This is a genomic window from Streptomyces sp. NPDC002580, from assembly GCF_042889485.1.
Lineage (GTDB): Bacteria > Actinomycetota > Actinomycetes > Streptomycetales > Streptomycetaceae > Streptomyces.
In genome coordinates, this window is record NZ_JBIAQZ010000008.1 from 237,475 (window position 1) to 263,509 (window position 26,035).

General features: G+C 72.5%; 21 protein-coding genes. 7 read left to right on the forward strand and 14 right to left on the reverse strand.

The genetic code is table 11. The features are described from left to right. Window positions 1-50: 50 nt before the first annotated feature. Complete coding sequence (locus tag ACFYW7_RS24985; RefSeq protein ID WP_389506449.1) at window positions 51-725, reverse strand: YoaK family protein; 675 nt, start codon at window positions 723-725, stop codon at window positions 51-53. A 257-nt stretch (window positions 726-982) separates the two neighbouring features. Here ACFYW7_RS24985 and ACFYW7_RS24990 point away from each other — a divergent pair, with 257 nt between their 5' ends. After that, the gene (locus ACFYW7_RS24990; RefSeq protein WP_389506010.1) at window positions 983-1,405 is read left to right on the forward strand and encodes a hypothetical protein; all 423 of its coding nucleotides are present in this window, start codon (window positions 983-985) and stop codon (window positions 1,403-1,405) included. 69 nt (window positions 1,406-1,474) lie between these two features. On the opposite strand, the gene ACFYW7_RS24995 is transcribed toward ACFYW7_RS24990, so the two are convergent. The 3 genes from ACFYW7_RS24995 to ACFYW7_RS25005 form a co-directional block, all read right to left on the reverse strand. After that, a complete protein-coding gene (locus ACFYW7_RS24995) occupies window positions 1,475-3,298 on the reverse strand; it encodes an FAD-binding dehydrogenase (RefSeq protein WP_389506012.1) in 1,824 nt (607 codons plus the stop codon). A gap of 371 nt (window positions 3,299-3,669) precedes the next feature. Then, window positions 3,670-5,268 carry a glycerol-3-phosphate dehydrogenase/oxidase gene (locus ACFYW7_RS25000; protein ID WP_389506014.1) on the reverse strand — a complete coding sequence of 533 codons (1,599 nt, stop codon included), beginning with the start codon at window positions 5,266-5,268 and terminating at the stop codon, window positions 3,670-3,672. Continuing rightward, complete coding sequence (locus ACFYW7_RS25005; RefSeq protein WP_389506016.1) at window positions 5,265-5,864, reverse strand: TetR/AcrR family transcriptional regulator; 600 nt, start codon at window positions 5,862-5,864, stop codon at window positions 5,265-5,267. The genes ACFYW7_RS25000 and ACFYW7_RS25005 overlap by 4 nt, the downstream gene beginning before the upstream one ends. Window positions 5,865-5,936: 72 nt before the next feature. On the opposite strand from ACFYW7_RS25005, the gene ACFYW7_RS25010 reads away from it, so the two are divergent. Further along, window positions 5,937-7,526 (forward strand): FAD-binding oxidoreductase, encoded by a 1,590-nt coding sequence (locus tag ACFYW7_RS25010; RefSeq protein ID WP_389506451.1) that lies wholly within the window; start codon window positions 5,937-5,939, stop codon window positions 7,524-7,526. Window positions 7,527-7,672: 146 nt separating this feature from the next. Beyond that, the gene (locus tag ACFYW7_RS25015) at window positions 7,673-8,554 is read left to right on the forward strand and encodes a YegS/Rv2252/BmrU family lipid kinase (protein WP_389506018.1); all 882 of its coding nucleotides are present in this window, start codon (window positions 7,673-7,675) and stop codon (window positions 8,552-8,554) included. Between the two features lie 28 nt (window positions 8,555-8,582). On the opposite strand, the gene ACFYW7_RS25020 is transcribed toward ACFYW7_RS25015, so the two are convergent. Together ACFYW7_RS25020 and ACFYW7_RS25025 are read right to left on the reverse strand one after the other, a co-directional pair. Beyond that, complete coding sequence (locus tag ACFYW7_RS25020) at window positions 8,583-9,539, reverse strand: Ig-like domain-containing protein (protein WP_389506020.1); 957 nt, start codon at window positions 9,537-9,539, stop codon at window positions 8,583-8,585. A gap of 503 nt (window positions 9,540-10,042) precedes the next feature. Next, window positions 10,043-11,491: an MFS transporter gene (locus tag ACFYW7_RS25025; RefSeq protein WP_389506023.1), complete on the reverse strand. Its 1,449-nt coding sequence runs from the start codon at window positions 11,489-11,491 to the stop codon at window positions 10,043-10,045. Window positions 11,492-11,744: 253 nt separating this feature from the next. Between ACFYW7_RS25025 and ACFYW7_RS25030 the strand changes: the two genes are divergently transcribed. Next, window positions 11,745-13,802: an NAD-binding lipoprotein gene (locus ACFYW7_RS25030; RefSeq protein WP_389506026.1), complete on the forward strand. Its 2,058-nt coding sequence runs from the start codon at window positions 11,745-11,747 to the stop codon at window positions 13,800-13,802. 96 nt (window positions 13,803-13,898) lie between these two features. On the opposite strand, the gene ACFYW7_RS25035 is transcribed toward ACFYW7_RS25030, so the two are convergent. Next, entirely contained in the window at window positions 13,899-15,095 is a 1,197-nt protein-coding gene (locus ACFYW7_RS25035; RefSeq protein WP_389506028.1) for an RNA-guided endonuclease InsQ/TnpB family protein, read from the reverse strand. 155 nt (window positions 15,096-15,250) lie between these two features. Here ACFYW7_RS25035 and ACFYW7_RS25040 point away from each other — a divergent pair, with 155 nt between their 5' ends. After that, window positions 15,251-16,039, forward strand: coding sequence for an SAM-dependent methyltransferase (locus ACFYW7_RS25040; protein WP_389506030.1), 789 nt, complete (start codon window positions 15,251-15,253; stop codon window positions 16,037-16,039). A gap of 513 nt (window positions 16,040-16,552) precedes the next feature. Here ACFYW7_RS25040 and ACFYW7_RS25045 read toward each other — a convergent pair. From ACFYW7_RS25045 to ACFYW7_RS25060, 4 genes are all read right to left on the reverse strand, one after another. Next, window positions 16,553-17,173: a dihydrofolate reductase family protein gene (locus ACFYW7_RS25045; RefSeq protein WP_389506033.1), complete on the reverse strand. Its 621-nt coding sequence runs from the start codon at window positions 17,171-17,173 to the stop codon at window positions 16,553-16,555. 96 nt (window positions 17,174-17,269) lie between these two features. Continuing rightward, window positions 17,270-18,283, reverse strand: a complete 1,014-nt coding sequence (locus ACFYW7_RS25050) for an NAD(P)/FAD-dependent oxidoreductase (protein ID WP_389506035.1) — start codon at window positions 18,281-18,283, stop codon at window positions 17,270-17,272. Continuing rightward, entirely contained in the window at window positions 18,280-18,813 is a 534-nt protein-coding gene (locus tag ACFYW7_RS25055) for an isoprenylcysteine carboxyl methyltransferase family protein (protein WP_389506453.1), read from the reverse strand. The genes ACFYW7_RS25050 and ACFYW7_RS25055 overlap by 4 nt, the downstream gene beginning before the upstream one ends. A gap of 52 nt (window positions 18,814-18,865) precedes the next feature. After that, entirely contained in the window at window positions 18,866-19,924 is a 1,059-nt protein-coding gene (locus ACFYW7_RS25060) for a type III polyketide synthase (RefSeq protein ID WP_389506036.1), read from the reverse strand. Between the two features lie 142 nt (window positions 19,925-20,066). Here ACFYW7_RS25060 and ACFYW7_RS25065 point away from each other — a divergent pair, with 142 nt between their 5' ends. Then, the gene (locus ACFYW7_RS25065; RefSeq protein ID WP_389506038.1) at window positions 20,067-20,939 is read left to right on the forward strand and encodes a UbiA family prenyltransferase; all 873 of its coding nucleotides are present in this window, start codon (window positions 20,067-20,069) and stop codon (window positions 20,937-20,939) included. A gap of 315 nt (window positions 20,940-21,254) precedes the next feature. Here ACFYW7_RS25065 and ACFYW7_RS25070 read toward each other — a convergent pair whose 3' ends face one another. The 3 genes from ACFYW7_RS25070 to ACFYW7_RS25080 all read right to left on the reverse strand — a co-directional run bounded on the left by ACFYW7_RS25070 (window position 21,255) and on the right by ACFYW7_RS25080 (window position 23,820). Further along, window positions 21,255-21,794, reverse strand: a complete 540-nt coding sequence (locus ACFYW7_RS25070; RefSeq protein ID WP_389506040.1) for a lamin tail domain-containing protein — start codon at window positions 21,792-21,794, stop codon at window positions 21,255-21,257. 1,216 nt (window positions 21,795-23,010) lie between these two features. Further along, window positions 23,011-23,214 carry a cold-shock protein gene (locus ACFYW7_RS25075; protein ID WP_037751662.1) on the reverse strand — a complete coding sequence of 68 codons (204 nt, stop codon included), beginning with the start codon at window positions 23,212-23,214 and terminating at the stop codon, window positions 23,011-23,013. A gap of 459 nt (window positions 23,215-23,673) precedes the next feature. Continuing rightward, a complete protein-coding gene (locus tag ACFYW7_RS25080) occupies window positions 23,674-23,820 on the reverse strand; it encodes a twin-arginine translocase TatA/TatE family subunit (RefSeq protein ID WP_389506042.1) in 147 nt (48 codons plus the stop codon). A gap of 619 nt (window positions 23,821-24,439) precedes the next feature. On the opposite strand from ACFYW7_RS25080, the gene ACFYW7_RS25085 reads away from it, so the two are divergent. Continuing rightward, the gene (locus ACFYW7_RS25085; RefSeq protein ID WP_389506044.1) at window positions 24,440-26,017 is read left to right on the forward strand and encodes a hypothetical protein; all 1,578 of its coding nucleotides are present in this window, start codon (window positions 24,440-24,442) and stop codon (window positions 26,015-26,017) included. The last annotated feature ends 18 nt before the right edge of the window (window positions 26,018-26,035 follow it).

Consider the following 26,035-nt stretch of genomic DNA (forward strand, 5'->3'; position numbering starts at 1 on the left):
CGCGTCGTGTGCGTCGCACCGTCGCGGGGCGGGGTTGTCCCGGAGGGCGTTCAGCCGATGAGTTCCGGCGCGAGCCGGTGATACCGCGCCAGAAGCACGTTCAGTACGGCGATGAGCAGGACCGCGGCCGCGACGGCGAGCAGGGCGCGGCCCGTGCCCCACGGCGTGATGAGGGTCCCGAGAGCCCCACCCGCGAAGATGCCGACGACGGTCGCGACGAGCCGGACCCGGATCGTCCGCCGCTCCGGGGTCACGGGAACGGCCCCGGAGAGTCCGTGGATGAGGCGGACCAGCGAGACCTGGACCAGCAGGGTCGGCATGCCCGGGACGGCCGCGCGCAGGGCGGTGTCCGCGCGCAGCCCCATGGCGAAGCCGACCATGGCGATGACCAGGTTGTCCGGGTGCTCGGTGAGGGAGCCGGAGCCGTGCCGCCACAGCGCTGTCGCGCCCGCGAGTGCCAGCAGCAGGCCCTCCACGGTCAGCGCGGCCGCGAACCAGTGCCGGTGTCGTGCGACGAGCCCCTTGGTGGCCAGGGCTCCGGTCGCGGCCCCGAGGACGAAGGCGATCAGGGCGATCGCGGGCCGGGCCACCGGCACCTGTCCCTCACCGGCGACGGCGAAGGACAGGAAGAGCACGTTGCCCGTGGCCAGCGCGGTGAAGACGTGCCCCATGGTCAGGAAGCTGACCGCGTCGACCGCTCCGGCCAGAACCGTGAGGGTCGCCATCACGACGGTCTCCTGACGTTCGCGTCGTTCGCGTTGCCCGTCCGAGGGCGGCGGTGGCGGATGTGGTGGGGACTCTTCGCTCATGAAGTCAGTCTCGGCACCACCCGGTCCCCGACCGGGGTGTCAGGGCCGACACACGCCGGTCGTGCCGCCAATGGACGGTGCGGCGGGACCAGCGGGCGCACCGGGCCCCCTGTCAGTGCCCTCTTCTAGGCTGCCCGCCGACAGACTCGATGAGCTGAGGGGAACGGATCGGCATGGGTGGCAACGCCTGGACACACACGGGCCCGTACGAAAAGGATCTGGCGGCCGCGTTCCGCCGGGCCCAGGAGGAACAACTGGCCGAGGAGGACCACGGCTTCCCCGGCCGGACGGTGGAAGAGCTGTGGCGGGACCCGGAGTGGCACGAGTACATCTTCACCGGCGGTACCGGCACCGTCCTGGACCAGCCCGAGCTGGTCGAGGCCACGTACTCCGGCGACGGCCCGTACATGCGCCCTCTGACGGACGAGGAGATCCGGGCCTGGGCCCCCGACGGACACCCCACCTACGCCGAATGGGACGAGGCCCTGGACTCCGAGCGGCTGGACTTCCCCTGGCGTTCGCAGGGCAGATGCACGGTCCTGTACGCCGATGGCGAGCCGGCGCTCATCGGCTACTGGGGTGTCACCTCGGACTGAGCCGGGCGCGAGCCCACCCTCGGCACCGGGGAGGAGCCGGCCACGCGGCTCCTCCCCGGCCGTCGGCCGTCAGGTCGCGGTGGCGGCCGCCGCCGCGCGTCCCGCCTGCCGGCCGGAGAACAGGCAGCCGCCGAGGAAGGTGCCTTCCAGGGAGCGGTAGCCGTGCACGCCGCCGCCTCCGAAGCCGGCGACCTCGCCGGCCGCGTACAGGCCGGGGACCGGGCTGCCGGAGGCGTTCAGGACCCGGCCCGAGAGGTCGGTCTGGAGGCCGCCGAGGGTCTTGCGCGTGAGGACGTTGAGCCGTACGGCGATGAGCGGCCCGGCACCGGAATCCAGGATCTTGTGGGCGGGGGCCGTGCGGCTGAGCGAATCGCCGACGTAGGCGAGCGCGTTGCGGATGCCCATGACCTGGACGTCCTTCGTGTACGGGTTGTCCATCTCGCGGTCCCGCGCCTCGATCTGCCGCTGGAGATCGGCACGGTCGATGAGGTTGTCGCCGGTGAGCTTGTTCATCCCGGTGACGAGGTCGGCGAGGGTGGTGGCGACGACGAAGTCCGCGCCGTTCTTCTTGAACTTCTCGATGGGCTCCGGACTCTGCCAGATCCGCGAGAGCAGTTTCCAGACGTCCTTGTTGGTGAGGTCGGGGTTCTGCTCCGATCCGGAGAGCGCGAACTCCTTGGCGAGGATCTTCTGCGTGGTGACGAACCAGGAGTAGTCGTAGCCGGAGTCGGTGATCGACTTGAGGGTGTGGAGGGTGTCGTAGCCGGGGATGTCGGGACTGCCGAAGCGACGGCCCCGCGCGTCGAACCACATCGACGACGGACCGGGCAGGATGCGGATGCCGTGGCCGGGCCAGATCGGGTCGTAGTTGCGCAGCCCCTCGGTGTAGTGCCACATCCGGTCCGGGTTCACGATCCGGCCGCCCGCCTTCTCGGTGATGGCCAGCATGCGGCCGTCCACGTGCGCGGGCACTCCGGTGGCCATGAACTTGGGCGGGGTGCCGAGGCGGGCCGGCCAGTTCTGCCGTACGAGGTCGTGGTTGGCGCCGATGCCCCCGGAGGTGACGACGACGACCGGGGCGCGCAGTTCGAAGTCCCCGACGACGGTACGGGAACTGGGCTTCCCGCGGGCCGCGCCGCTGGGTTCCAGGACCGCTCCCCGTACGCCCGTGACGACACCGCCGGTGGTGACGAGCCCGTCGACCCGGTGCCGGAACCTGAAGGTGACCCTGCCGGCCGCCACCGCGGCGCGCACCTTCTTCTCGAACGGCTCGACCACCGCGGGACCGGTGCCCCAGGTGACGTGGAAGCGGGGCACCGAGTTGCCGTGCCCGTCCGCGAGCCCACCGCCCCGCTCGGCCCAGCCGACGACCGGGAACCACTGCACGCCCAGGCCGGACAGCCACGACCGCTTCTCACCGGAGGCGAAGTCCACATACGCCTCGGCCCACTTGTACGCCCAGTGGTCCTGTCCGGCCGGATCGCCGACGCCCCGGTCGAAGCCCGCGCTGCCGAGCCAGTCCTGCCAGGCGAGGTCACGGGAGTCCTTGACTCCCATCAGCCGCTGCTCGTCGGAGTCCACGAAGAACAGTCCGCCGAAGGACCAGAACGCCTGACCGCCCAGGCCGGTCTCCGGCTCCTGGTCGAGGAGGAGCACCTTCCGTCCGGCCGCGGCGAGTTCGGCGGTCGCGACGAGTCCGGCGAGCCCGTGGCCGACCACGATGGCGTCGGCGTCCTGCGACTCGGCGCCGAAGGCGGGGAAGGCGTGGGCGGCGAGGGCGGCTCCGGCGAGCACTCCGCCGGTGACCGTGAGGGCGCGCCGGCGAGTGATGCCCCCTCCCGCCTCCGCGTCGTTCCCGTGGCCTGATGCGGAGTTGCCTCTGGAGTTCTCCATGGCTGCCTTTCGTCAAGAGGTGCCGGAGGTACGGGAGATGGGTGCGCGGGATGCCGGGGCGCCACGGTGTTACCGATGGGTCACCGCCAGGTGTTACCGACGGTAGCTCATGAGGTCCGCCCTACAACAGACCTTGGAATAAAGGGAGTTGAGGCATCAACCGCACCCGCCCGGACGTCAGGACGGGCGGCACGGCTGCGGCGCGACGGCACGGCACCGCACGGCACGGCACGGCACGGCACGGCACGGCACGGCACGGCACGGCAACGGCAACGGCACCGAGACCGTGGCGGCACGAACGAGTGCCGGCACAAGAGTGCTGCGGCGCACCGGCCCCACCGTCCGCGCAGGGGGCCATTCGTGACGAGGCGTCAGGCGGGTTGGGCGGCTCCCGCCTCGAGCGCTTCGCGGGCGGCTGTCAGGGCCGCGGCCCGGTCCTCGGGCACGAGGCCGATACGGGTGCGCCGGTCCAGGAGGTCGGCCTCGTCCAGGGCGCCCTCGTGCAGCACGGCCCACAGCAGGGCGGCCCGCGTGACGGGGTGTCCGGGCACCACGGGTTCGTCGCCCCGGGGGTCGCGGGCCTCGAGGGCGTGGACGGCGGGAGCCTCGGCGCCGTAGCGGCGGATCAGGTGGTCCGGGGCCGCGAGGGAGGCGAGCCGGTGCGGAGCCGCCGCTCCGACCAGGGGCAGGGAGGCGGTGGTCGAGGCACCGGCATCGAGGCCGCGGACCTCGACCGCCGCGTCCACGGCGTCCTGGGCCATGCGCCGATAGGTGGTGAGCTTGCCTCCGACCACGGTGATCACCCCTTCGCCGGAGGTGAGTACGGCGTGCCGGCGCGAGATGTCGGAGGTGCGGGCGGTCTGCGACGACCCCGCGGGCACGGTGTCCAGGAGGGGGCGCAGGCCCGCGAAGGCGCCGACGACGTCGTCGCGCCGCACGGGGGTGTCCAGGGCCGAGCCGAGGACGTCCAGCAGGAAGCCGATGTCCGACTCGGGCACCTCCGGCACGTCCGGTATCCCTCCGTCGACCGGCTCGTCGGTCAGGCCCACGTACACCCGGCCGTCGTCCTGCGGCAGGACGAGGACGAACCGGTTGGTCTCGCCCGGGATCGGGATGTGCAGTCCGGTGGGCAGGTGCCCGAACAGGTCGGCGCGCAGGACCAGATGGGTGCCGCGCGACGGACGGATGCCGATGCCGTCGACCAGGCCGCCCGCCCACACGCCGGACGCGTTGATCACCGCGCGGGCCCTGATCTCGCCGCGCTCCCCGGTGAGTTCGTCGCGGACGCGGGCGCCGGTCCCGCCGAGTTCCAGGGCCCTGACCCGGGTGAGGATCTTCGCGCCGCGGGCGGCGGCGGTCCGGGCGAGCGCGGTGACGAGGCGGGCGTCGTCGGTCACCCTGCCGTCCCAGGACAGCAGGCCGCCGCGCAGCCCGCCGGGGCGTACGGAGGGAGCCAGGTGACGGGCCTCGACCGCGGACAGCCGGCGCGGTGCGGGCAGGGTGGCGCGGGAGGTGCGGGCCGCCAGTCGCAGGGTGTCCCCGGCCCGGAAGCCGGCCCAGGCCAGGGAGGCCTGACCACGCGACACCAACGGGGTCAGGGGCAGCACGAAGGGCTGGGCGCGCACCAGGTGAGGGGCGGTGCGCCCCATGAGGACCCCGCGTTCGACCGCGCTCTCGTGGGCGACGTCGAGCTGCCCGGAGGCCAGGTAGCGCAGTCCTCCGTGGATGAGTTTGGAACTCCAGCGGGACGTGCCGAAGGCGAGGTCGTGGGCGTCGACGGCGACGACGCTCAGTCCGCGCGCGGCGGCGTCCAGGGCGACCCCGGCCCCGGTGGCGCCGAGTCCGACGACCAGGACGTCCACCACGTCGCCGCCCACGGCCTCGGTCAGTTCGCGGCGTCGGCGGGCGGCGGAGAGCGACGACCCGGGAACCGGGGCGGCCGGACGGGAGGGAGTGCTGCTGGGGCTCATGGCGCGAGGGTCCTCTCCAGAAGGGTGCGCAGCTCGCCGAGGAAGGCGGCGGCGGTCAGTTCGGGGTCGTCCTCGTCGGTCATGGTCCGCAGCGACAGGGTGAAGGACTGCACCACGAGCAGGACGGCGCGGGCCTGTCGCCTCGTCGGGGCCTGCCGCACCGACCCGTCGGCGTGGCCCTCCTTCAGCGCCTCGGCGAGGAGATCCAGAAGGGCTTCCTGGCTGGCTCCGCGGCGGTCCAGCACGTAGGGCAGCAGGAGTTCGGGATCGACGTCGACGATCTTGCGGAAGAGCGGGTGGGCGCGGAAGGCCTCGACCCCGTCGACCAGCCCGTCCACGATCAGGGCGCGCGCCTCCCGGCCCGGCTGCCGTCGGGGCATGGAGCCGGTGGCCACGTCGATCCACTCACGGGTCATCAGGTCGCCGACCAGCGAGCGCACATCGGGCCAGCGCCGGTAGAGCGTCATGCGCGAGACGCCGGCGCGGCGGGCCACGTCGGTCAGGGTGGTGCGCCGGACCCCTACCGCCAGCACGCAGTCGCGTACGGCGTCGAGGACGGGATCGCTGTCCGAGTGGTTGTGACGAATAGGCGTCATGTGTCACAGTGTAACGCCCTGTGCGGCCGTGCGGGAGACGGCGTCACGAACCGACCGATGAGGACAACGTTCATGGACATGCTGTGGAGTGGCTGGGGCGACCCCGCCAAGGCGGCACCGCTGCCCGACTCGGTGACCGGGCTGCTGCGGGACCTGCTCGGCGTCAAGCCGCGGGACACCGACACGTACGCCCTCGAGGAGATCTCCCTCCCCGAGCCCCCGCCGGCGGACGCCCTGCGGGCGCTGGCGGACGCCGTGGGCGGGGAGGCCCACGTACGCACCGACGCGGAGAGCCGGATCCGGCACACCCGTGGGAAGTCCACCCCCGACCTGCTGCGGATCCGCGCGGGCGACGCCCGGGACGCCCCCGGCGCCGTCGTCCTGCCCGCCACCCACGACGAGGTGCTGGCCGTGCTGCGCGCGTGCGCCGTGCACGGCCTCGCCGTCGTCCCGTTCGGTGGCGGCACCTCCGTCGTCGGTGGCCTCGCCCCCGAGCGGAGCGCGTTCGTCGCCCTCGACCTGCGCCGCATGAACGGCCTGATCGACATCGACACCGTCTCCCGCACGGCCACGCTCCAGCCCGGCCTGCGCGCCCCCGACGCGGAGGCGCTGCTGGCCGAGTACGGGTTCACCCTCGGCCACTTCCCCCAGTCCTACGAGTGGGCCACCATCGGCGGATTCGCCGCGGCCCGTTCCAGCGGACAGGCCTCCGCCGGATACGGCCGCTTCGACGAGATGGTCCTCGGCCTCACCGTCGCCACTCCCGAAGGCACCCTGGAGGCGGGCCGGGCGCCCCGCTCGGCGGCCGGGCCCGATCTGCGGCAGCTCGTCCTCGGCTCCGAGGGCGCCTTCGGAGTCATCACCGCCGTCACCGTGCGGATCAGGCCGCAGCCTCGGACCCGGGTCTACGAAGGATGGCGGTTCGCCACCTTCGAGGAGGGCGCCACCGCCCTGCGCCGGCTCGCCCAGGACGGGCCGCGCCCCACGGTGCTGCGGCTCTCCGACGAGACCGAGACCTTCGTCGGACTCGCCCAGCCCGATGCCATCGGGTCCACCGAGGCGACGGTGAGCGCCGGATGCACGGCGATCGCCGGGTACGAGGGGACCGAGGAGGACACGGCCCTCCGCCGCGAACAGGCCGCCGCCGTCCTGCGCGCCGCGGGAGGCACCTTCCTGGGGGCCGAGCCCGGCGAACGCTGGGCGCACGGCCGCTACTCGGCGCCCTACCTGCGGGACTCCCTGCTCGACGCCGGTGCCTTCGCCGAGACCCTGGAGACCGCGGCGTTCTGGTCGCGCGTTCCCGAGCTCTACGCCGCCGTGCGCGCCGCGCTGACCGACACGCTCACCGCGGCGGGCACCCCGCCCCTGGTCATGTGCCACATCTCGCACGTCTACGAGAACGGTGCCTCGCTCTACTTCACCGTGGTCTCCGCCCAGGGGGAGGACGCCGTGGCCCACTGGGCACCGGCCAAACGGGCCGCCAACGAGGCCGTCCTGAACGCGGGCGGAACGATCAGCCACCACCACGGAGTGGGCACCGACCACCGCGACTGGTACGTCCGGGAGGCCGGACAGCTGGGCATCGAGGCCCTGCGCGCCGTCAAGCAGCGACTGGACCCGGACGGCCTGCTCAATCCCGGGATCCTGCTGCCCGTGGACTGACTCCCGCCGCCCGGCCGCGCCGCCGGCCGTGGACCCGCCGGTCCGTCATCGGGCCCCGGCCCGGGCGCCATCGGCGCCGCCCCTGCCCTGCACACGTTCCGCCACTCACCCGCCCGCCCCACCCGTCACCGCCCGGAGGCACATCGATGCGACAGTTCACCGCCGTCGTCAATCCCACCGCGGGTGGCTCCACCGGGGCGGCGGCGCTGCTCCAGGTCGCCCGCCTGCTGCGGGAGTCCGGAGCCGAGCTGGACACCGAGTACAGCCGCAGCCTCGCCCATGCCCGGGAACTCGCGCTGAGCGCCGGCGAGCGGGGAAGGATCGTCCTCGCCGTCGGCGGTGACGGGATCGCCGGGGGCATCGGCGGCGCTCTGAGCGGGACGGACACCGTCCTGGGCCTGGTGCCGGCGGGCCGGGGCAACGACTTCGCGCGGGCCCTGCGACTGCCCACCGCCGCCGTGGACCTGGCCCGCGTCCTGCTCCGGCACGAGCCGCGCCGCGTCGACACCATCGAGGTGGAATCGGCGAGGCACCCCCGGTCCGTGGTCCTGGGCAGTGTGTACGCGGGGGTCGACGCGCTCGCCAACCGGCACGCCAACAACGCGCGCGTGCTCCGCGGAGCCGCCTCGTACTACGCCGGCGGGCTGCGCGCGGTCACCGGCTGGCGTCCTGCGTCCTACCGCGTCACCGTCGACGGAACCGAACACCGTCACCGCGGCTACACCGTCGTGGCCGCCAACTCCGCCTACTACGGCTCGGGGCGCATCATCGCCCCTTCGGCCCTCGTGGACGACGGTCTGCTGGACGTGGTCATGATCCGGGAGGCCCCGCGCCGGCTGTTCTTCACCCTGATGAACGAGCTCAGGACGGGCGCCCACACGGAGCGGCCCGAAGTCGTCATCCTGCGGGGCCGGGAGATCCGCATCGAGGCGGACCGGCCCGTGCCGTACGGCGCCGACGGGGAGGTCGAGGCCGACCTCCCCGTCACGGCCCGGGTGCGGCCGGGCGATCTGGCCATGCTGTTCTGACGGACCGGACCCGGCACGTCGGATCACGTCACCCGGCGGTGACCGCTCCGCCGGCGCTGCCCGAAAGCCACTGCTCCCAGGACAGGTTGAACGCGGCGTAGCCGTTGTCGGCCGAGGCCTTCGCCCGCGGGGAGCCCGTCACCGTCACCGGGTCCCCCTGCTTGACCTGGCCGTAGAACCACTTAGCGTCGGACAGCGACAGGTGGACGCAGCCGTGCGAGCCCCGGGCACTGCCGCTGCCGGGGTTCGGGTCACCCGTCGAGTAGTGGACGTAGGTGCCCGACTGGGTGAGGTGGACGTCCCAGGGGAGGGTCAGGTCGTAGTAGTCGGCGTCACCCTTGTTGCAGCTGATGCCGACGCTGCACGAGGTCATGTGGACCTCCTCCTGCTTGTCGATCACCGCCATGACGCCGTTCCAGGTGGGGTACTGGGCACTCCCCGCGTTGATCGACAGGGTCCGTACGGGCGCGCCGTTCTTCGTGACCTTCAGGGTGTGCCCGGTGACCGAGACGTCCGCCCGGACGTCGTCGCCGACGGTGAAGTCGTGCACGTAGGAACGCGTGCCGTAGCGGCCGTTGCCGTTGGCGACGCCCTCCAGGTCCGCGGCGATCTTCACCTTCGTCCCCTTGGCCCAGTACGACTTGGGCCGCCAGTCGGCGCGCCGGTCCCCGAACCAGTGCCACGCTCCCGTCATCGGCTGGGAGGACGTCACCTTCATGTGCTTCTCGATGCCGGCCCGGGCCTTCTGCGCCACCGGGTTGGTGAAGATCACCGAGATCGGCATCGCGACACCGACCGTGGCTCCGGTCTGCGGCGTGATCGTCTCCAGCAGCATGGGCGGTCCCGAGGGCTTCGGCGGCGACGGCTTCGCGGTCGCCGTCGCCTTCCGCGAGGCGCCCTTCCCGTCGTCGGAACCAGCCTTCGGTGTCCCCCCACCGCCGCAGGCGCTGGTGCCCGCCAGCACCGCGACCATGACGAGTGCCATCGATATACCGCTACGTCGCTTCACATCTACCCCGGCTCGCAATCGTCCCTGCCTCACTACACTGTTGGACTCCGGGTACCCGTCCGCGGTTGCAACCCGCGCGTAAAGCACGGTTCAAAACCGGACACGCCACGTCACCGGACACGCGGAGTGACGGGAGGGGCGAGGTCACCGGCTGTCCGAAGTCACGTACACGGAACGCCGGTTGACGAGACCGGTGGGGCGGGTGGACGTCCCGGCGTGCTGCTTCTCGTCCGCCGGGCGGGCCGGCCGCCCTCGAAGACGCCGTCTCCGCCGCCTCGGACGGCTGGGCCGACTGAGGCGGCTGAGCCAATCCGGGACAGGACCGGGCTCCGGGTCCGGGTCCGGGCGCGGTTCTGGGTCCAGCGGCTCCGGCGGCTCCAGCGGCTCCAGCGGCTCCAGCGGCTCCAGCGGCTCCAGCGGCTCCAGCGGCTCCAGCGGGGCGAACGACGGCGCGCGAGCAGAGACTCCGGGCGGGCCCGTCAGCGGATTCCGGGGGATGCCTCCGGCTCCTTCGTGGCGCTCTCCCCGGGGGCCGTCCCGGCACGGGCGCGGATGCGCGGCACGAGCAGACCGGCACCGGCGACCGCCAGCACGGCCGCGACGCGCAGCACCCCCTCGATCGCCGAACCGTCGGAGGCCGCCCCGGCGACGGTGCCGCTCAGCACCTCCAGGACGGTCGCGGCCACCGACACGGCCACCGCGCCCCAGAGCACGAGCGACGTCAGGACGAGGCCCGACGCCGCCGCCAGCCGCCCGGTGGAGACGTACGACTGGGTCGCCATGTTGGTGAGCGCCCAGCCGAGGCCCAGGCCCGATCCGACGACAGCGAAGACGGCCGTGTAGAGCGGCAGCGAATCCACCCAGGTCAGCACGAACAGACCGGCCCCGCTCAGCACCAGCCCCACCGCCATCAGCGCCTCCGCCCGCCAACGGCGGGCCAGGTGCCCCGAGCAGAGACTCGCCGCGCCCCCGCCCGCCGACAGCGCCAGGAAGACCAGCCCCGACTCGAACGGCGACAGCCCGCGCGCCTGCTCCAGGTACAGCGCCGAGAACACCGCCACCAGGCAGTACACGATGTTGGACACCGTGCCGGCCGCCGTGACCGTCACGAACGGCCGGTTGCGCAGCAGGGAGAGATCGATCAGAGGTTCCGCCGTACGCCGCTCGATGGCCACGAACAGGCACATCAGGAGCCCGCCCGCGGCGAAGCACAGGACGGTGGCCGCCGAGCCCCAGCCCCAGCCCGCCCCCTGGTCCACTGCGAGCATGATCGCCGTCAGGCTTCCGGCCAGGGCGAGTGCGCCGGGCAGGTCCATGCCCCGCGCCGCGTTCTCGTCCCGCGACTCCGTCACGCATCGCAGCATCAGGACGACCGCGACCACGCAGAAGGGCACGTTCAGGAAGAACACCGCGCGCCAGCTGACGCGCTCGGCGAACACCCCGCCGACGAAGGGCCCCAGCGCGGTTCCGACCGCGCTGAAGGCCAGAACCGTCCCCACGGCCCGGCCCTGCCGATCGTCGCGGAAGTGCGAGGTCACCACCGCCACCGCGATGGGCAGGATCAGTGCCCCGGTCATCCCCTGGACCACTCGTCCGGCGGTCAGCCACACCGTGTTCTGCGCGGCACCGCACACCACCGACATCACGGCGAAGCCGGTCAGCCCCCACACGATGACGCGCCTGCGGCCGTGGATGTCGGCCGCCCGGCCGCCGACGACCATCAGGGCGCCCAGCGTCAACATGTAGCCGCTGACCAGCCACTGCAGGTCCGTCGCCGGGGTTCCGAAGTCACGGGCGATGACCGGGAGCGTCAGGTTCAGCGCGAACCAGTCCATCTCCACCAGCAGCACCGCGATCGAGGCGGCCGCGATGACGGCACGGTCCCGGCGCGAGAAGAGCCCGGCCCGTCGGCCTGCGGATCCGCTCACGAGCACCATCCCCTGCCACGGGTGTCCCCTTCAGCCTGCGTGTGCTCGCGGGGGCCCGCAAACCGAGTCTCCCGGCGTCCGCTCCAGGTCCGGGGCGGTGACCGGCGGCCTTCCGGGCAGCCCGAAAGAATGAATCGCCTCGCGAAAACCGCGTGTCCCGGTGGCGGAACCCGCACTGTGCAAGCGCGGCCCGGCGGTGCGCGGGCAGGTGAGGGCGACGGCCGGGTCCGGCTGTGCCGGGTTCCGTGTGGGGGTGGGAGTGGAGCGGGAGGGACGGCGTCCGGTCTCCTTGCGGGAGCGGGTGCGGTACCGGTTCGACCGGACGCTGGCGCGCAGTACGGGCACGCTGATGGGCTGGCTGGTCGTCGCCTGCCTGGCTGTCGTCGTGCCGGTGAGCGCGCTGCTGGTGTGGACGGATCCCGGCTCGCCACGGGCCCTTCCGGGGCGGCTGGCGGCGGTGTGGCGGACGAGTGCCCGGACGCTTCGGCTGGGCGAGGTGACGGGTACGCCGACGCGCATGGCGCTGTCGGCGCTGCTCGGCCTGGTGGCCCTGCTGTGCGTCTCGACACTGGTCGGTGTCATCACGACCGGCCTCGGGGAACGCCTCGCCGAGCTGAGCCGTGGACGGTCGACCGTGCTGGAGCGGGGGCACACCGTGGTGCTCGGCTGGTCGGACCAGGTGTTCACGGTGGTCGCCGAGTTGGTCGCGGCGCAGCGGTCGCGGGCGGTGGTCCTGCTCGCCGACCGGGACAATACGGAGATGGAGCGGGCCCTGGCGGCCCACCTCGGGGCGACGGGGCGTGGGCGCGTCGTCTGCCGCAGCGGTCCCGCGAGCGACCCCGCCGTTCTGGCACTGGTCAGTCCGGGGACCGCGCGCACGGTGCTGGTGCTGCCGTCGGGCGGGGCCACGGGCGACGCCGAGGTGCTGCGGGTGCTCCTGGCGCTGCGGACGGTGCTCGGGGAGGGGGCCGGGGGACCGCCCGTGCTCGCCGCGGTCCGGGACGCCCGGTTCCGGGCGCCGGCCCGGCTGGCCGCCGGGCCGCACGGCACGGTGCTGGAGTCCGACGCGGTGACGGCCCGGCTGATCGCACAGTGCGCCGGGCGCCCCGGTCTCTCCCTCGTGCTGCGCGACCTCCTCGACTTCGCCGGGGACGAGTTCCATCTCGGCGACGCGACCGCGTTCCACGGACGGCCCTTCGGCGCGACCCTGCTGGGTCATGCCACCTCCTCCGTGGTCGGGCTGCTCACCCCCGAGGGGCGCCCGGTGCTCAACCCCTGCCCCCGGACCGTCGTCGAGCCGGGCAGTCGTCTGATCGTCGTCACCCGCGACGACACCTCCACGCAGACCGAGGACTGCCGGCACCTCGTCGATCCCTCGGCCCGGGTCACCGGGCCGGCACCGGGCGGGGACACCGCCCGGCTGCTCCTGCTCGGCTGGAACCGGCGGGCACCGCTGGTCCTCGGCCACTTACGCGACACCGCCCGCCCCGGTTCGGTGCTGGACGTCCTCACCGAAGGTGCTCTCACCGAAGCGGACGTGTCCGGGGAGGTGTCCGGGGTCGAGAGGACGGTGCCCGGTCCCGCCCGGCAAGCGGACCCCGCCGCCGTGCGGGCCGACGGGCTGCGGGTGCGTTTCCGCTCGGCGGCCCTGTCACGGCCCGAGTCCCTCCTCGGACTCGACCTCGCCTCCTACGACACGGTCGTGGTCCTCGGCCCCGATCCCGGCACCGGACCCGACCGCCCCGACGACTGGACCCTGGTCACGCTGCTGGGCCTCCGCCTCCTCGAGCAGCGCGCCGGGTACGACGTGCGGGTGGTCACGGAGCTGACCGACGACCGCAACCGGGCCCTGGCCCCGCTCACGCCGGGCTCGGACGTCGTGGTCAGCGGTGAACTGACCGGGCTGCTGATGGCGCAGATCGCGCACGATCCGCGGCTGGCCCCCGTGTTCGACGAGCTGTTCTCCGCGGAGGGCAGCGGCATCTGCCTGCGGCCGGCCGGACACTACGTGCGGGTGGGCCGGACGGCGACCTTCGCGACCGTGGTGGCGGCGGCACGCGACCGCGGCGAGTGCGCGATCGGCTACCGCAGTCGCGACCGGTGGTCGTCCCCGCCGGACCACGGTGTCCGGCTCAACCCGCACAAGAAGGAGCGCCGCGCGTGGGGTCCGGAGGACCAAGTGGTCGTCGTGGCCACCGAGTCGGTCCGTCCCGACCGGCACGCCGACCGGACGCCGGACCCCGCCGCGCGGGCCGCGGCCGCCCAGGACTCCACCGTTCGATCCAACTCCCGTACCACGCAGACCACATGACCCGTCCGAGTAGGATGATCGAACACTTGGCCTGGCGCGTTTCCGTGGTGCGATGGGAGCAACCTTGACTACTCCCCTCCTGAAGGAGGGAGATTCCTACGGCTCGCGCCGTGGGGTTTCCTGCTTCGTCGCCGACTGCCCCGTCCGGGAGTACTCCCGTTGAGGTCTTGCACCGGCTCCACAGGCAGACACCGCCAGTCCGACGGCCAGCAAATTCTTCGCGGCGTTCACGTCACGGTCGTGGACCATGCCGCAGGCGCACGTCCACTCACGGATGTCGAGCGGCATCTTCCCTTGGAGGGTGCCGCAGCGGGAGCACAGTCTGGAGGAGGGGAACCACCGGTCGACAGCGATCACTTCCCGCCCGTACCAGGCAGCTTTGTACTCCAGCATCATCCGGAAGTCGGCCCATGCCGCATCGCTGACGGCGCGGGAGAGGCTCCGGTTTCTGACCATGTTGCGGACACTCAGGTCCTCGATCACGAGCGTTTGGTTCTCACGCACGAGTCGGGTGGTCAGCTTGTGCAGGCAGTCGCGACGGCGGTCGACAATCCGGGCATGGACCTTGGCGACTTTTCGACGGGCCTTGGCCCGGTTGGCTCCGTCGCCCTTGGCCTTCTTCGCCAGACGCCGTTGGGCGAGCGCAAGGCGGACACGGTCACAGCGCTCGTGCCGCGGGTTGGCGATCTTCTCCCCGGTGGACAGGGTCAGCAGGTGCGTCAGGCCGACATCGACGCCGACCGCCGTGCCGAGGGCGGGCAGCGGCTTCACGGTCGGGTCCTCGACGAGGAGGGAGACGAACCAGCGGCCGGCCGGATCCTGCGACACGGTCACGGTCGACGGCTCCACACTCTCGGGCAGCGGCCGGGACCACACGATGTCCAGCGGCTCGGACATCTTGGCCAGGGTCAGCTTCCCGTCACGGAAGCGGAACCCGCTGGTCGTGTACTCCGCGCTCCTGCGGGACTTCTTCCGCGACTTGAAACGGGGGTACTTCGCCCGCTTGCCGAAGAAGTTCGTGAACGCCACCTGCAAGTGCCACAGAGCCTGCTGGAGCGGAACGCTGGACACCTCGGCAAGGTAAGCCAGTTCCTCCGACTTCTTCCAGGCCGTCAACATCGCCGACGTCTGGTTGTAGTTGACCCGCTCCTGCCGCGCCCACGCCTGCGTACGGGCTGCGAGCGCCATGTTGTAGACCTTCCGCACGCATCCGAAGGTGCGCGACAGCTCAGCCGCCTGTGCATCCGTCGGAAAGAAGCGGAACTTGAATGTCCGCTTCACGCGAGTGGTCACGCCTCACAAGCTAGCAGGCCGGATGGTGAAACCCGGCACGCCTGTCGGGGTGGCCGTCGGTCCGCCTTGAAGGCGAACCGGCATTCCCCACCCTGCTCCGCAGGAGTCCGATTCCTCCCCGGCCTGCAGGCCGGGGTATCCACGGAGGTATCCCGATGACGATCGATCCGCAGTCGTTTCCACCGCTCGACACCAGCAGGGCGCATCCCGCGCGGGTCTACGACTGGCTCCTGGGCGGCAAGGACAACTACCCGGTCGACGAAGCGGTGGGAGAGCAGCTGCCGCCCGAGGCCAAGGACGCGGCCCGGCAGAATCGCGCCTTCATGCACCGGGCGTCCGCCTGGCTCGCCGAGCAGGGCATCGACCAGTTCCTGGACATAGGAACGGGGATCCCCACCAAGCCCAACCTCCACCAGATCGTCCAGGACATCACGCCGACGGCGAAGGTCGTCTACACCGACAACGACCCGATCGTGCTGCGGCACGCCGAGGCGCTGCTGGTCAGCGGGTCCGAGGGAGTCACCGACTACATCCAGGCGGATGTCCGGCGGCCGAAGGACATCGTCCAACACGCCCGGCACATCCTGGACTTCTCCCGTCCGATCGCGCTGTCGCTGATAGCCCTGATGCATTTCATCCCCGACGAGCAGGACGCCCACGGCATCGTCCGCGACCTGATCGACACGCTGCCTGCGGGCAGTTACCTGGTGCTGTCGCACGCCGCGTCCGACCTGTATCCGGAACTCGCGGCACAGGTCACCGCCGAGTACGCCAAGGGAGGCATCCAACTCGGCTTCCGCACGCGGGCGGAGGTGGAGCGCTTCTTCGACGGCCTCGATCTCGTCGGGCCCGGCCTGGTGACGGCGACGGAGTGGTTCACGTCGTCCTCGGCACCGACGCCGGAAGGCAGCGGCATCTACGCGGGAGTGGCCCGCGTCCGCTGAGCCGGACGGGCCGGACCCGGCCACCGTGTCGCCGGCCGGTGACACGGTCACGGTCCAACACCACGGCCGGGACGGTGACTTGTGGCGGGAGACGGCCGCTCCGGGGCCCCTGGCCACGCGGCCCGGCCCCCGCCCTGGTGGTCCATACGACGCTCGGGGTCCGGGTGATGTGGATGCTCGGGTCCTTCGGCAGGCCCCTGGTGCGAGCGGAACGCCGGGGGCTCGGCTCCGTCGGCACCCGGGGCCGGGCGCGTCCATGCGGGTGGCGTATGAGACGGCGGCGAGCCCCCGAAGGCCTGACGGGCGTTGTGCAGATCGCTTGCCAACGATCACCTGGAAAGGACGTCCCATGCGTCGAACCATGCTGTTGTCCGTCTGCGCCCTCGTCGCCGCCGCGGCCACCGGATTCTTCACCACCAGCGCCATCCGCAACCGCTGATCCCACGTCGCCCCCGGCATGCGACGGCGCAGCGATCGGGCGGCCTCACGGGTGGGGCCGCCGCCGGGGCCGTCTCACCCGGCGTCGGCCTCGTAGGTCCCGAACCGGGGCCGCCCGGTCGGCTCGTACCGCTGGGCCGTGACCCCGTTCGGTGTCGTCTCGCTGCTCAGCAGACGCAGCCCGACCGGAACGCCGTCGTCGGGGAACAGCCGTCTGCCACCGCCCACGACCACCGGCGCGATCATCAGCCGTACCTCGTCGACGAGACCGGCCGCCAGGAGTGACGCGCCGAGGCGGGCACTCCCGTGGATCTGCAACTCCCGTCCGGGTCGCCGCTTCAGCTCGGCGACCCGGCCCGGCACGTCGCCGGAGAGGATCGTGGTCGGCTCCCAGCCGGCCTCGGTCAGCGTGTTGGAGGCCACGTACTTCGGCAGGCCGTTGAGCCTGGAGCCCACCGGGTCGTCCGGGTCGTTCATCTGCGGCCAGTCACGCGCGAAGTTGACGTAGGTACGGCGCCCGAACAGGAACCCGTCCGCCGCGCCGATCCAGTCCCTGGCGATCCGCATGAACGCGTCGTCGAGGTGCGGCACCATCCAGCCTCCCCGGGTGAACCCGTCACTGACGTCCTCCTCGGGAGATCCGGGGCCCTGGGACACGCCGTCCAGCGACAGGAACTCCTGCAGAACCAACCTCACCGTGCTTCCTCCCTTCCTCTGCCGCGCCGTCTGCCACCCTGGCCGGGCGGACGGCGCGATCCGGTCGTACACGAACGATGCGAACGATTCCGTGGCCTACTGCAGAGCGTGGACGACCGCTGCGAACACCGGCGGCATCCGGGACGCGGCCGGCACGATCAGGCGGGCGGTGCGAGGACGGCGGCTCGCGGCCAGCAGCGCCCCGGTCAGCAACCGGTGACGCCGTGTCAGCGACGCCCAGGCCCGTTCGTACGCGGGCACGCGGTGCGCGGCGATGCAGCGGACCGCGGCCTCGGCGGTCGCCAGCCCGAGGGCGATGCCCTCCCCCGTGAGCGCGTCCACGTAGCCCGCCGCGTCGCCGACGAGCAGGACCCGCCCGGCGACCCGGCGGCGCGCCCGCTGCGACAGCGGCCCGGCACCCCGCACCTCGGTCGCGGCGGTCCCGCGCAGCACCGCGCCGAGGGCGGGGAACTCGCCCAGGTGCTCGTCGTATCCGCGGCGCGCACGGCTGAGGACCGCGACGCCCACCAGGTCGCCGGCGACCGGTGTCACATAGGCCTCGCCGTGCCCCGTCCAGTGGACCTCCACGAAGTCCGTCCACGGCTCCACGCGGTAGTGCCGGCGCAGTCCGTAGCGCCGGTGCGCGCCGCCCGGCAGCTCCAGCCCCAGGCCACGGCGGACACCCGAGTGCAGACCGTCGGCGGCGATCAGCCAACGCGCCGTGAGACCGGCGGCGGTGACGCTGTCCGGGGACTGGCGCACCTCCCCCACCTTGCCCTGCACGATCCGCACGCCGACGCCGAGGGCGCGCTCGTGCAGGGCGCGGTGCAGCTCCGTGCGGCGGATGCCCAGCCCCCGGTCTGTGTGGAAGAGCGCTTCGGCGGAGGTCGCGTGGTCCACGTAGCGGATGCCGCGCAGTTCCCTTCCGTCGGCCTCGACACCCAGTCTCCGCAACGCGGCGACACCGCTGGGCATGACGCCTTCGCCGCAGGCCTTGTCCACGGGTGAGGCCCGTGGTTCGACGACCACGGCCTCCAGGCCCGCCAGCGCGCTGTGGACGGCGGCGGCCAGCCCCGCCGGTCCGCCACCGGCCACCAGGACGTCGATCATGCCGAAACGGAGGTGAGCGGCGTGCTCACGGCGGTCAGTGCCCGGTTCTCGCACCGGACGCGCACGGTGAGCACGGCGGCGTCGGCCAGGGTGAAGACGATCGCCGTGACCCAGGCGGTGTGGACGAGCGGCAGCGCCACGCCCTCCGCGACGACCGCCACGTAGTTCGGGTGCCGCAGCACCCGGTAGGGGCCGCCGGCCACCAGGGGCAGGCCCGGCACGACGATCACCCGGGTGTTCCAGCGGGGTCCCAGCGTGACGATGCACCACCAGCGCAGTGCCTGCGCGCCCGCCAGCACGGCCACCATCGGCCAGGCGAGGGCGGGGACGAAGGGCCGGTCGGCCAGCCACACCTCCAGGGGACAGCCGACGAGCAGACCGACGTGCAGCGCGACCATGGCCGGGTAGTGGCCCCGGCCCGTCTCGATCGCGCCGCGGGCGAGGCTCCACCGCTCGTTGCGGCGGGCGACGATCAGCTCGCCGACCCGTTCGGCGGCGACGGCGGCCACCAGCAGTCCGTACCAGATCATGTGTCCGTGTCCCACCGTTCCGTTCGTGCGCCGGTCGCCGTGCGCGGTCGGCCTACCAGCGCAGCAGTACCAGCTCGCAGGCGAAGCCCGGACCCATCGCCAGGAGCAGACCCGGTGTACCGGCGGGCGGACGGCCGGTGGCCAGGGTGTCGCGCAGCACATGGAGCACGGACGACGACGAGAGGTTGCCCACCTCGGCCAGATGACGCCAGGTCACGTCGAGGGCTCCGGCGGGCAGGTCGAGGGCCTCGCTGACGGCCTCCAGGACCTTGGGGCCGCCGGGGTGGCACACCCAGGCGGTCACGTCCTTCGGTTTCAGACCGTGGTCGCCGAGGAACCCCTCGACGTCGTCGGCGAGGTGACGGCGCACCAGATCGGGGATCTCCGGATCCAGGACGACCTGGAAGCCCGAGTCCTTGATCTCCCAGCCCATGACACGACCGGTGTCCGGATACAGCCGGCTGCGCGTGTCCACGATCGTGGGACCGGCGGCCCCGCCCGGACGGTTCGCGCCGCAGGCCACCACCGCGGCGGCGCCGTCGCCGAACAGCGCGGTGGCGACCAGGTTGGCCGGCGAGGCGTCGTCGCGCTGGAAGGTCAGCGAGCACAGCTCGGCCGACAGCAGCACCGCGACCTGGTCGGGCCGGCCCAGCAGATAGTCGTGCATCCGGGCGAGGCCCGCGGCGCCCCCGGCACAGCCCAGGCCGAACAGCGGCAGCCTCCGGACGTCCGGTCGCAGTCCGAGGCGGCCGGCCAGCCGGGCGTCGATGGAGGGCGTGGCGATGCCCGTGACGGAGGTGAAGATCAGCAGGTCCACGTCGGCCGCGGTCAGATCTGCGACGCGCAGCGCTTCCCGGACGGCCTTGGTCCCCATCTCCGTGGCGGCCCTGATGAAGACGTCGTTCGCGGCGCCGAACCCGTCCAGTGCCTCGTACTGGTCGAGGGGCAGGGTCATGTGGCGGGTGTCGACCCGTGCGCCCCGGTGCAGCCGGTCCAGCAGCCGGCGGTCCGCGCCCTCGGGCAGACAGGTCCGGGCCACCATGTCCGTGATCTCGCCCTGGGTGTGGCGGTGCGGCGCGAGGGCACCGTGCACGGCGGCGATCCGCGTCATAGAGCTCCCGTCCGGAACCGACTGGGGTGGGCTGCTCCACAGGCCTTCCCCGTACCGTCGCTCCGCCACCAGGGATCGCCCGTCCGGCGGTTCGTCCGTGGCGCGAGCCGACCCGGTGGGCCGGGCCTCCTACCATCGCCGGATGGGTACTCCCGAGCACGTGACGCCCGGTCCCGCGGCAGGGCGTCGGACCGGCCGGGCGGTCGCTCTGGGCCGGGCCTGTCACCCGGGACCCGCCGTGGCCGTCACCGCGCTCACGGCCGCGCTGGCCGTCGGCGCCGGCCGGGGGGCCGGCGGGTGCGTCCTGGCCACCGCCGCCGTCGCGACGGGTCAGCTGTCGGTGGGCTGGTGCAACGACGCGTTCGACGCGCGTCGGGACATCGCCACGGGTCGCCGGGGCAAACCCGTCGCCGACGGTGCGATCGAAGTACCGCGGCTCTGGGCCGCCGCGTACACGGCGCTCGCCCTGTGCGTGCCGCTCTCGCTCGGCTGCGGTCCGACGGCCGGCGCCGTTCACCTGGCCGCGGTCGCCGCGGCGTGGGCGTACAACCTGCGGCTCAAGGCCACCCGTTGGTCCTGGGTCCCGTACGCGCTGGCGTTCGCCGCGCTCCCGGCGTTCGTGACCCTCGGGCTGCCGGGGCATCCGTGGCCGGCCTGGTGGGTGGTCGCCGCCGGCGCGCTCCTGGGTGTGGGAGCGCATCTGGGCGATGTCCTGCCGGACATCCGTGGGGATCTGGCGACGGGCGTACAGGGGTGGCCGCAGCGGCTGGGAGCCGATCGTGCCCGGCGGTTGCTTCCGGTGCCGCTGGTGATCGCGTCGGCGCTTCTGGCGCTGGGGCCCGCGGGGCGGCCCGGTGGACGCGAGGCCGTCGCGCTCACGCTGGTCGGCCTGTTCGCGGTCACGGGGACGGTGCTGGGGCGGCGCTGGGAGCGGGTGGCGTTCGCGACGGCCGTCGCGGTGGCGGCGGTGGACGTGGCGCTGCTGCTCGACGGCCTCGGGGTCGGCCCTCGTTGAGGCGGTGGCGCCTGTCGAGCCGGTGGCCAGCGGCGGTTGTCTCGCGGTCACCACCTGGGCGACCCCGGGACGTGTGCATTCGGACCCGCCGGGGGCCGGGCGGGCGGTTCTCGGCCTGAGGTCCTTCGGAGGGAGCAGCCCGGGGGCCCCTCACGCAGAAGACCCGCACCAAGTGGTGCGGGTCTTCCCCGACGAGGACGTCGGGGGCCGGTGTCCGGGGGCCTGGCAGGGCCCTTCCGTCAGCCGGTCACCAGCCTCCTCCAACCTCTGTCACCGTCGGCACGCGCGATGAACGGGCGTGCGGGCGAGGGTTGTTCAGCCGCGACCGTGACCACGGTCGTGACCACGGTTGTCACCACGGTCGTGACCACGGTTGTCACCACGGTCGTGACCGTGGTGGCGGCCCCAGGAGACGCTGTCGACGAAGCGACCGTGGTCGTTCTGCAGGGTGGCGGTGTCGGAGCGGTTGTCCCACACCTCGTTGCGGCGGTCCTGGAAGAGGTCCCGGTGGGTGTCACGGCCGTAGCCGGTGTGGACACGGACCGTGGAACGGCCGTCGAGACGGAAGTGACGGAAGGTGTAGCGGTTGCCGTCCTCGTCGGACAGCGTCCACCCGTCCAGGTTCACGCTCCGGCGTGCCGTGTTGGTGATTTCCACCCACTCCGCGTTCAGGGAACGGCGGGAGCGGTCGTCAAAGCCCGGCGCGTCGCTCTGGACCCTGCTGATGTCGACACGCGTGCGCTCGTGGCGCGGCTCGGCGGCGGTGGCGGAGACCGCGGCCGATCCGATCAACGTGCCGGCCGCAAGGGCCGTGGCCACCAGACGGCGGACCGTGACAGACGTGGAAACGGACATGAATGCTCCTCAAGGTTCGAGAGCCGGCACACCCCAAAACAGCACCCCCCTCGGGGAACTGCACGGTGCGACCCTGTGCGAGTCCCGGCCCGGTGGCCGAGGACTCATAAGTTCCTCCTCCTCCCGGCTCGGTACGAGCCATACCCGACCCCTGTTACCAATTGCGAACATGTCGGTTACAGGCACTTGTAGCAGGCCTTTAAGTACTGAAAGCCGAAGAGTACGTGGTTGTCATCGCCAACTCCCTTACTCCTGAAGCTTCCAGGCCATAAGCGGGCATCTCGCGGATCGTCAGACCTCACAGGCCCGTCACTCGAAAGTGGGTAACACCCCTCCGGTCCGATCCGACGACACGGCAGGCACGCGACCGGAGTTGCCGCTCCACGGAACCCCGTCGCGACGCACTTCCCCGCCGAGAGGACACACCCTGCATCTGCAACGGGTGTTCGACGAGCAAATGTCCCGAACGGCCTCGACTGCCGATCGGTCGACGCGGAGGGCGGGACACGCGCCACCTCCCCGGACCCCGGCACTCGGCCTCGGAAGGGGGCTTCGTGGCCGGACTCCGAGGGTCGGGCTTCGGGCCTCGCGGGCCGGGGGCCCGGGGAGGCCCCGCGGGCGAACAGCCGCCGGGCGGACCGCGCGAGGACCGGCAGTGGTGCGGGCCCGGTGCCGGCGGATCCCAACCGGCCGCGAGGCGGCCCGGGTCGACGCGGTGCCGGTCCGCGCGGCTCACGCCGGACCGGTCGTGGAGAGGGGCGTCCGTCGGGACCGGAACGGCACCGCCCAGGAAGCGGATCGACGATCGCTTCGGCGGTTTCGGGGAGCGCACCGGCGGGTGTCCACACCGCCACGGGCCGCGCGATCGAAGGGTGGTGCTCGGTGATCCTCGCGGCGGACGAGGGCGTCTCGGTCCGGACGGTCGCCGTCGGCCGCGTATCGGAAGGGTCCGCCCGCTCGCGGCGATCCCCCGCGAGGGTCGGATGCGTGCGGGAAAGGGACCCGAGGGGACGGCACTTGGGCCGGTCGGCGCTCGGCGCCGGTGACACCGGAGGGGCGGGGGAATCCTGCCCCACGGGCGGTCGGCACGCCGCCGTGGTGTCGTTCATGGCTCGCCGCCCTGTCGGGGGACCGGCGAAGCCCGGGTGAATCAGCCGCGGTGCACGGTGCCTCGAGCGCGTCGCGCGTGAGGCACCGTGCCTGCGTGGTTCAGGCGTCAGGCAGGGGTGATGTTCTCCGCCTGCGGGCCCTTCTGACCCTGGGTGATGTCGAAGGTCACCGCCTGGCCCTCCTGGAGCTCACGGAAGCCACTGGCGTTGATGTTGGAGTAGTGCGCGAAGACGTCCGGGCCGCCCCCGTCCTGCGCGATGAAGCCGAAACCCTTTTCGGCGTTGAACCACTTGACAGTTCCGCTGGCCATGCCAGTGCCTCTCACTCGATGACGGATCCGCACCGCGCGGACCCGGAGGTAGTCGTCCTGGTCCTCGGGCACTGCACAGCAAAACGCCCGCACCACGGCGCGGGCAGGTACTGCGAACCACGACATCTGCCAGCGACGTTACACGGCGAGAGCGCCACTCACCAGAGAGCAAGGGCCCTGAGGTGGAGCGGTTGCGCCGACACTCATGTGTCCCGCCGACACGGGCGCTCGGCCGCGGGACGCGGTCGACGGGCGGGCTGCGAACGGCTCGCCGTCCGGGGCCGCCCGGCAAGACGGCATCAAACGGGATCAAGGAGGCGGCCATACCGCTCCCCGGCCTCGATGATCAGGCCCCGAGAGGTCCTCCCGGCCGATCCGTTCCCTGCCGCCGAGTGCCGTCCCCGACGGTCGGCCCGATTTCGGCCGGGGTCACCACCGGACAGCCGGGCGGCGAACTCGTCACTCCTCGCGCTTGAGCGCCTCGGCCTCACCCTTGAAGATCCGGGCGGCCTTGCCCGCGGAACGCGAGAGCTCCGGCAGCTTCCTGATCCCGACGATCACGATGACGACGAGGAGGATCACGACGAGTTCACTGAGGCCGAACATCGGGGCTGCTCTCTGCCGGGGGCGGACGGCGGCCGACCGGCGAGCCGGTGACGCACCGCTCTCTGCGTTGCCGGAGAAGTGTCTCCCGCCGCGTGATCGTTCAACAAGCCCGCCGTCCGGCCGTTGGCGCGAACCGGGAGGGCCGGGGGTGTGAGCGCGGACGTCGTCGCGGGACAGGCGGGGGACGCCCGCGAGGGGCTTGTCGGGCAGGACGTCCCACCGGGGCGGAACGGCTGGCCCACCGAGGCCCACAAGGCCCCGGGGCAAGGGACTTGGGACGGTGCGGCAAGGCCGGGGCGAGGATCTCGGCCGGGCCGCCGGCCTTCCGCCCGGCGGACGGCGAGGGGCGCCGCCATCCCGGTGAGCGCGAACAGCACCCAGACGACGTACCAGCCGGGACGCTCCCAGGAGACACAGAGCGCGATGAGCGGGCCCGGCCCGACGGCCTCGGCCGGTCCGGCGCCCGGGCCGAGCCGTCAGCCGAGGCGCCAGGGGTGTCAGTCACCCGGCGTGACAGGCGGGGCGCAAGCGCTTCGGAAAGGGCACTGTCGCCGATCGCCGACTGACCGTACTCTGACAAGCCACAGAACTTCAGGCGTGATTGACGGGGGGAACCGTCATGTCCTGGGACCACCATGACGCTCATGGCGGCTTCGTCGTGCCACCGATGCCGCCCGGACCACCGCCCTCTCCGCCACCGGCTCCCGCCGAACCCTGGCGGGCCGTCGCGGTGGCCCTGCTGAACCTCTCGGGTCTCGGACTCGGTTACGCCGTCGTGCGGCGCTGGGGGCTGACGGCGGTGTGCTGGGCCGCCACGGCGTTCCTGCTCCTGGTGGCCCTGCCCGCCGATCCGGACGGGGTTCCGGGCGCGGCGCTCGTGCTCTACCTGATCTTCCTGGTGCTCGCGGCCGCGCACGGCGCCGCCGTGGGCCTGCGAACCCCGCTGGCCCTGCTGCCGAGCGCGCTGATCGCGGCCGTGCTCGGCGTCGTCCTGCTGGCCGTGCCCGCCGGAGGCGTCGCCCTGTACGACGGAGCGCGCGACGAGGCCACCGAGCAGATGCTCCTGGACCGGCTCGAACAGGCCGACGAACTGGTGGAGAAGGCCGGCGACCAGTCCTTCGACACCGCGAAGTCCGACTATCGCCGCGCCCTGCGCGTGTACGGGGCCCTGGGCGACGACCACCCCGGTTCACGCGCCGCCCGCCAGGTTCCCGACCGGCTCAAGACCTACTACGCCACCGTCGCCACCCCCTACACGAAGAAGGACTACTGCGCCGCCGTGGCGCCGTTGAAGTACCTCCGAACGGTTCCGCGCACGATGGACGAGAAACAGCTGGGGTCCCTGACCGAGTGGCCCGACGACCGGCTGGCCACCTCGCTCTACGAGTGTGCGGCGGACCGCCTCGGCGGCGGGAGCGGGAGCGGGGACTGGACCACCGGGTTCGGCGAGCTCCTCACCCTGTTCCCCAGGTCCGCTCAGGCCGGGAGGACGGGCCCCGCGGTGAAGACGGCGGTCGACAAGGCGGTCACGTCCGTCGGTGGGGACGACCCCTGTACGGCCGTCGAGCGGCTCGAGGGCCTCGGCGACCAGGTGCGCGGGCTGCCCGGCGACAAGGCCGGCCTGGCCGACACCTTCGGCAAGGACGCCGACCGGGCCTCGAAGAGCGCGAGTTCGGGCACGTACGCCTGCGGTGTGGACCAGTACCGGGACAAGAAGTTCAGTGACGCCGTCACCAGCATGAACGCCTTCGCCAAGAACAACCCGCACCACCGGAACCGGGCGCGCGCCCAGAAGATCGCCATCGCCGCGGAGGTGGCGCAGACGGTGCCCGCGGCGGGCAAGCGACTGCCGACCACGGCGTCGGGCGGCAGCATCTCCGTCACGGTCAAGAACGACAGCCCCGACGACATCAGGGTCCTGTTCACGGGACCGGTCACCGGCAGCTTCACGCTCAAGGCCTGCGGGAGCTGCACCTCGTACCCGCTCGGCACGACGTCGTCGAGCCTCTTCAAGCCGTGCAGCAGCGGCAAGAGCTACCCGCAGAAGACGATCCGGCTGCCCGTCGGCACCACGTACTTCGTGCACAAGTCCCGGACCGGGACCGGAACCGGGACGTCCCCGGCCTCGGACACCGCCAAACTGCGGTCGGGCTACGTCTACACCGAGTGCGCGTACACGACGAGTTTTGGCTACTGACGGTCCGGAATGGTCCGG

What these genes read in the sequence shown, in the direction of transcription:
- ACFYW7_RS24985 (WP_389506449.1), bottom strand. Translation starts at nt 725, where the DNA reads ATGGCGACCCTCACGGTTCTGGCCGGAGCGGTCGACGCGGTCAGCTTC.
- ACFYW7_RS24990 (WP_389506010.1), top strand. Translation starts at nt 983, where the DNA reads ATGGGTGGCAACGCCTGGACACACACGGGCCCGTACGAAAAGGATCTG.
- ACFYW7_RS24995 (WP_389506012.1), bottom strand. Translation starts at nt 3,298, where the DNA reads ATGGAGAACTCCAGAGGCAACTCCGCATCAGGCCACGGGAACGACGCG.
- ACFYW7_RS25000 (WP_389506014.1), bottom strand. Translation starts at nt 5,268, where the DNA reads ATGAGCCCCAGCAGCACTCCCTCCCGTCCGGCCGCCCCGGTTCCCGGG.
- ACFYW7_RS25005 (WP_389506016.1), bottom strand. Translation starts at nt 5,864, where the DNA reads ATGACGCCTATTCGTCACAACCACTCGGACAGCGATCCCGTCCTCGAC.
- ACFYW7_RS25010 (WP_389506451.1), top strand. Translation starts at nt 5,937, where the DNA reads ATGGACATGCTGTGGAGTGGCTGGGGCGACCCCGCCAAGGCGGCACCG.
- ACFYW7_RS25015 (WP_389506018.1), top strand. Translation starts at nt 7,673, where the DNA reads ATGCGACAGTTCACCGCCGTCGTCAATCCCACCGCGGGTGGCTCCACC.
- ACFYW7_RS25020 (WP_389506020.1), bottom strand. Translation starts at nt 9,539, where the DNA reads ATGGCACTCGTCATGGTCGCGGTGCTGGCGGGCACCAGCGCCTGCGGC.
- ACFYW7_RS25040 (WP_389506030.1), top strand. Translation starts at nt 15,251, where the DNA reads ATGACGATCGATCCGCAGTCGTTTCCACCGCTCGACACCAGCAGGGCG.
- ACFYW7_RS25050 (WP_389506035.1), bottom strand. Translation starts at nt 18,283, where the DNA reads ATGATCGACGTCCTGGTGGCCGGTGGCGGACCGGCGGGGCTGGCCGCC.
- ACFYW7_RS25055 (WP_389506453.1), bottom strand. Translation starts at nt 18,813, where the DNA reads ATGATCTGGTACGGACTGCTGGTGGCCGCCGTCGCCGCCGAACGGGTC.
- ACFYW7_RS25060 (WP_389506036.1), bottom strand. Translation starts at nt 19,924, where the DNA reads ATGACGCGGATCGCCGCCGTGCACGGTGCCCTCGCGCCGCACCGCCAC.
- ACFYW7_RS25065 (WP_389506038.1), top strand. Translation starts at nt 20,067, where the DNA reads ATGGGTACTCCCGAGCACGTGACGCCCGGTCCCGCGGCAGGGCGTCGG.
- ACFYW7_RS25070 (WP_389506040.1), bottom strand. Translation starts at nt 21,794, where the DNA reads ATGTCCGTTTCCACGTCTGTCACGGTCCGCCGTCTGGTGGCCACGGCC.
- ACFYW7_RS25075 (WP_037751662.1), bottom strand. Translation starts at nt 23,214, where the DNA reads ATGGCCAGCGGAACTGTCAAGTGGTTCAACGCCGAAAAGGGTTTCGGC.
- ACFYW7_RS25080 (WP_389506042.1), bottom strand. Translation starts at nt 23,820, where the DNA reads ATGTTCGGCCTCAGTGAACTCGTCGTGATCCTCCTCGTCGTCATCGTG.
- ACFYW7_RS25085 (WP_389506044.1), top strand. Translation starts at nt 24,440, where the DNA reads ATGTCCTGGGACCACCATGACGCTCATGGCGGCTTCGTCGTGCCACCG.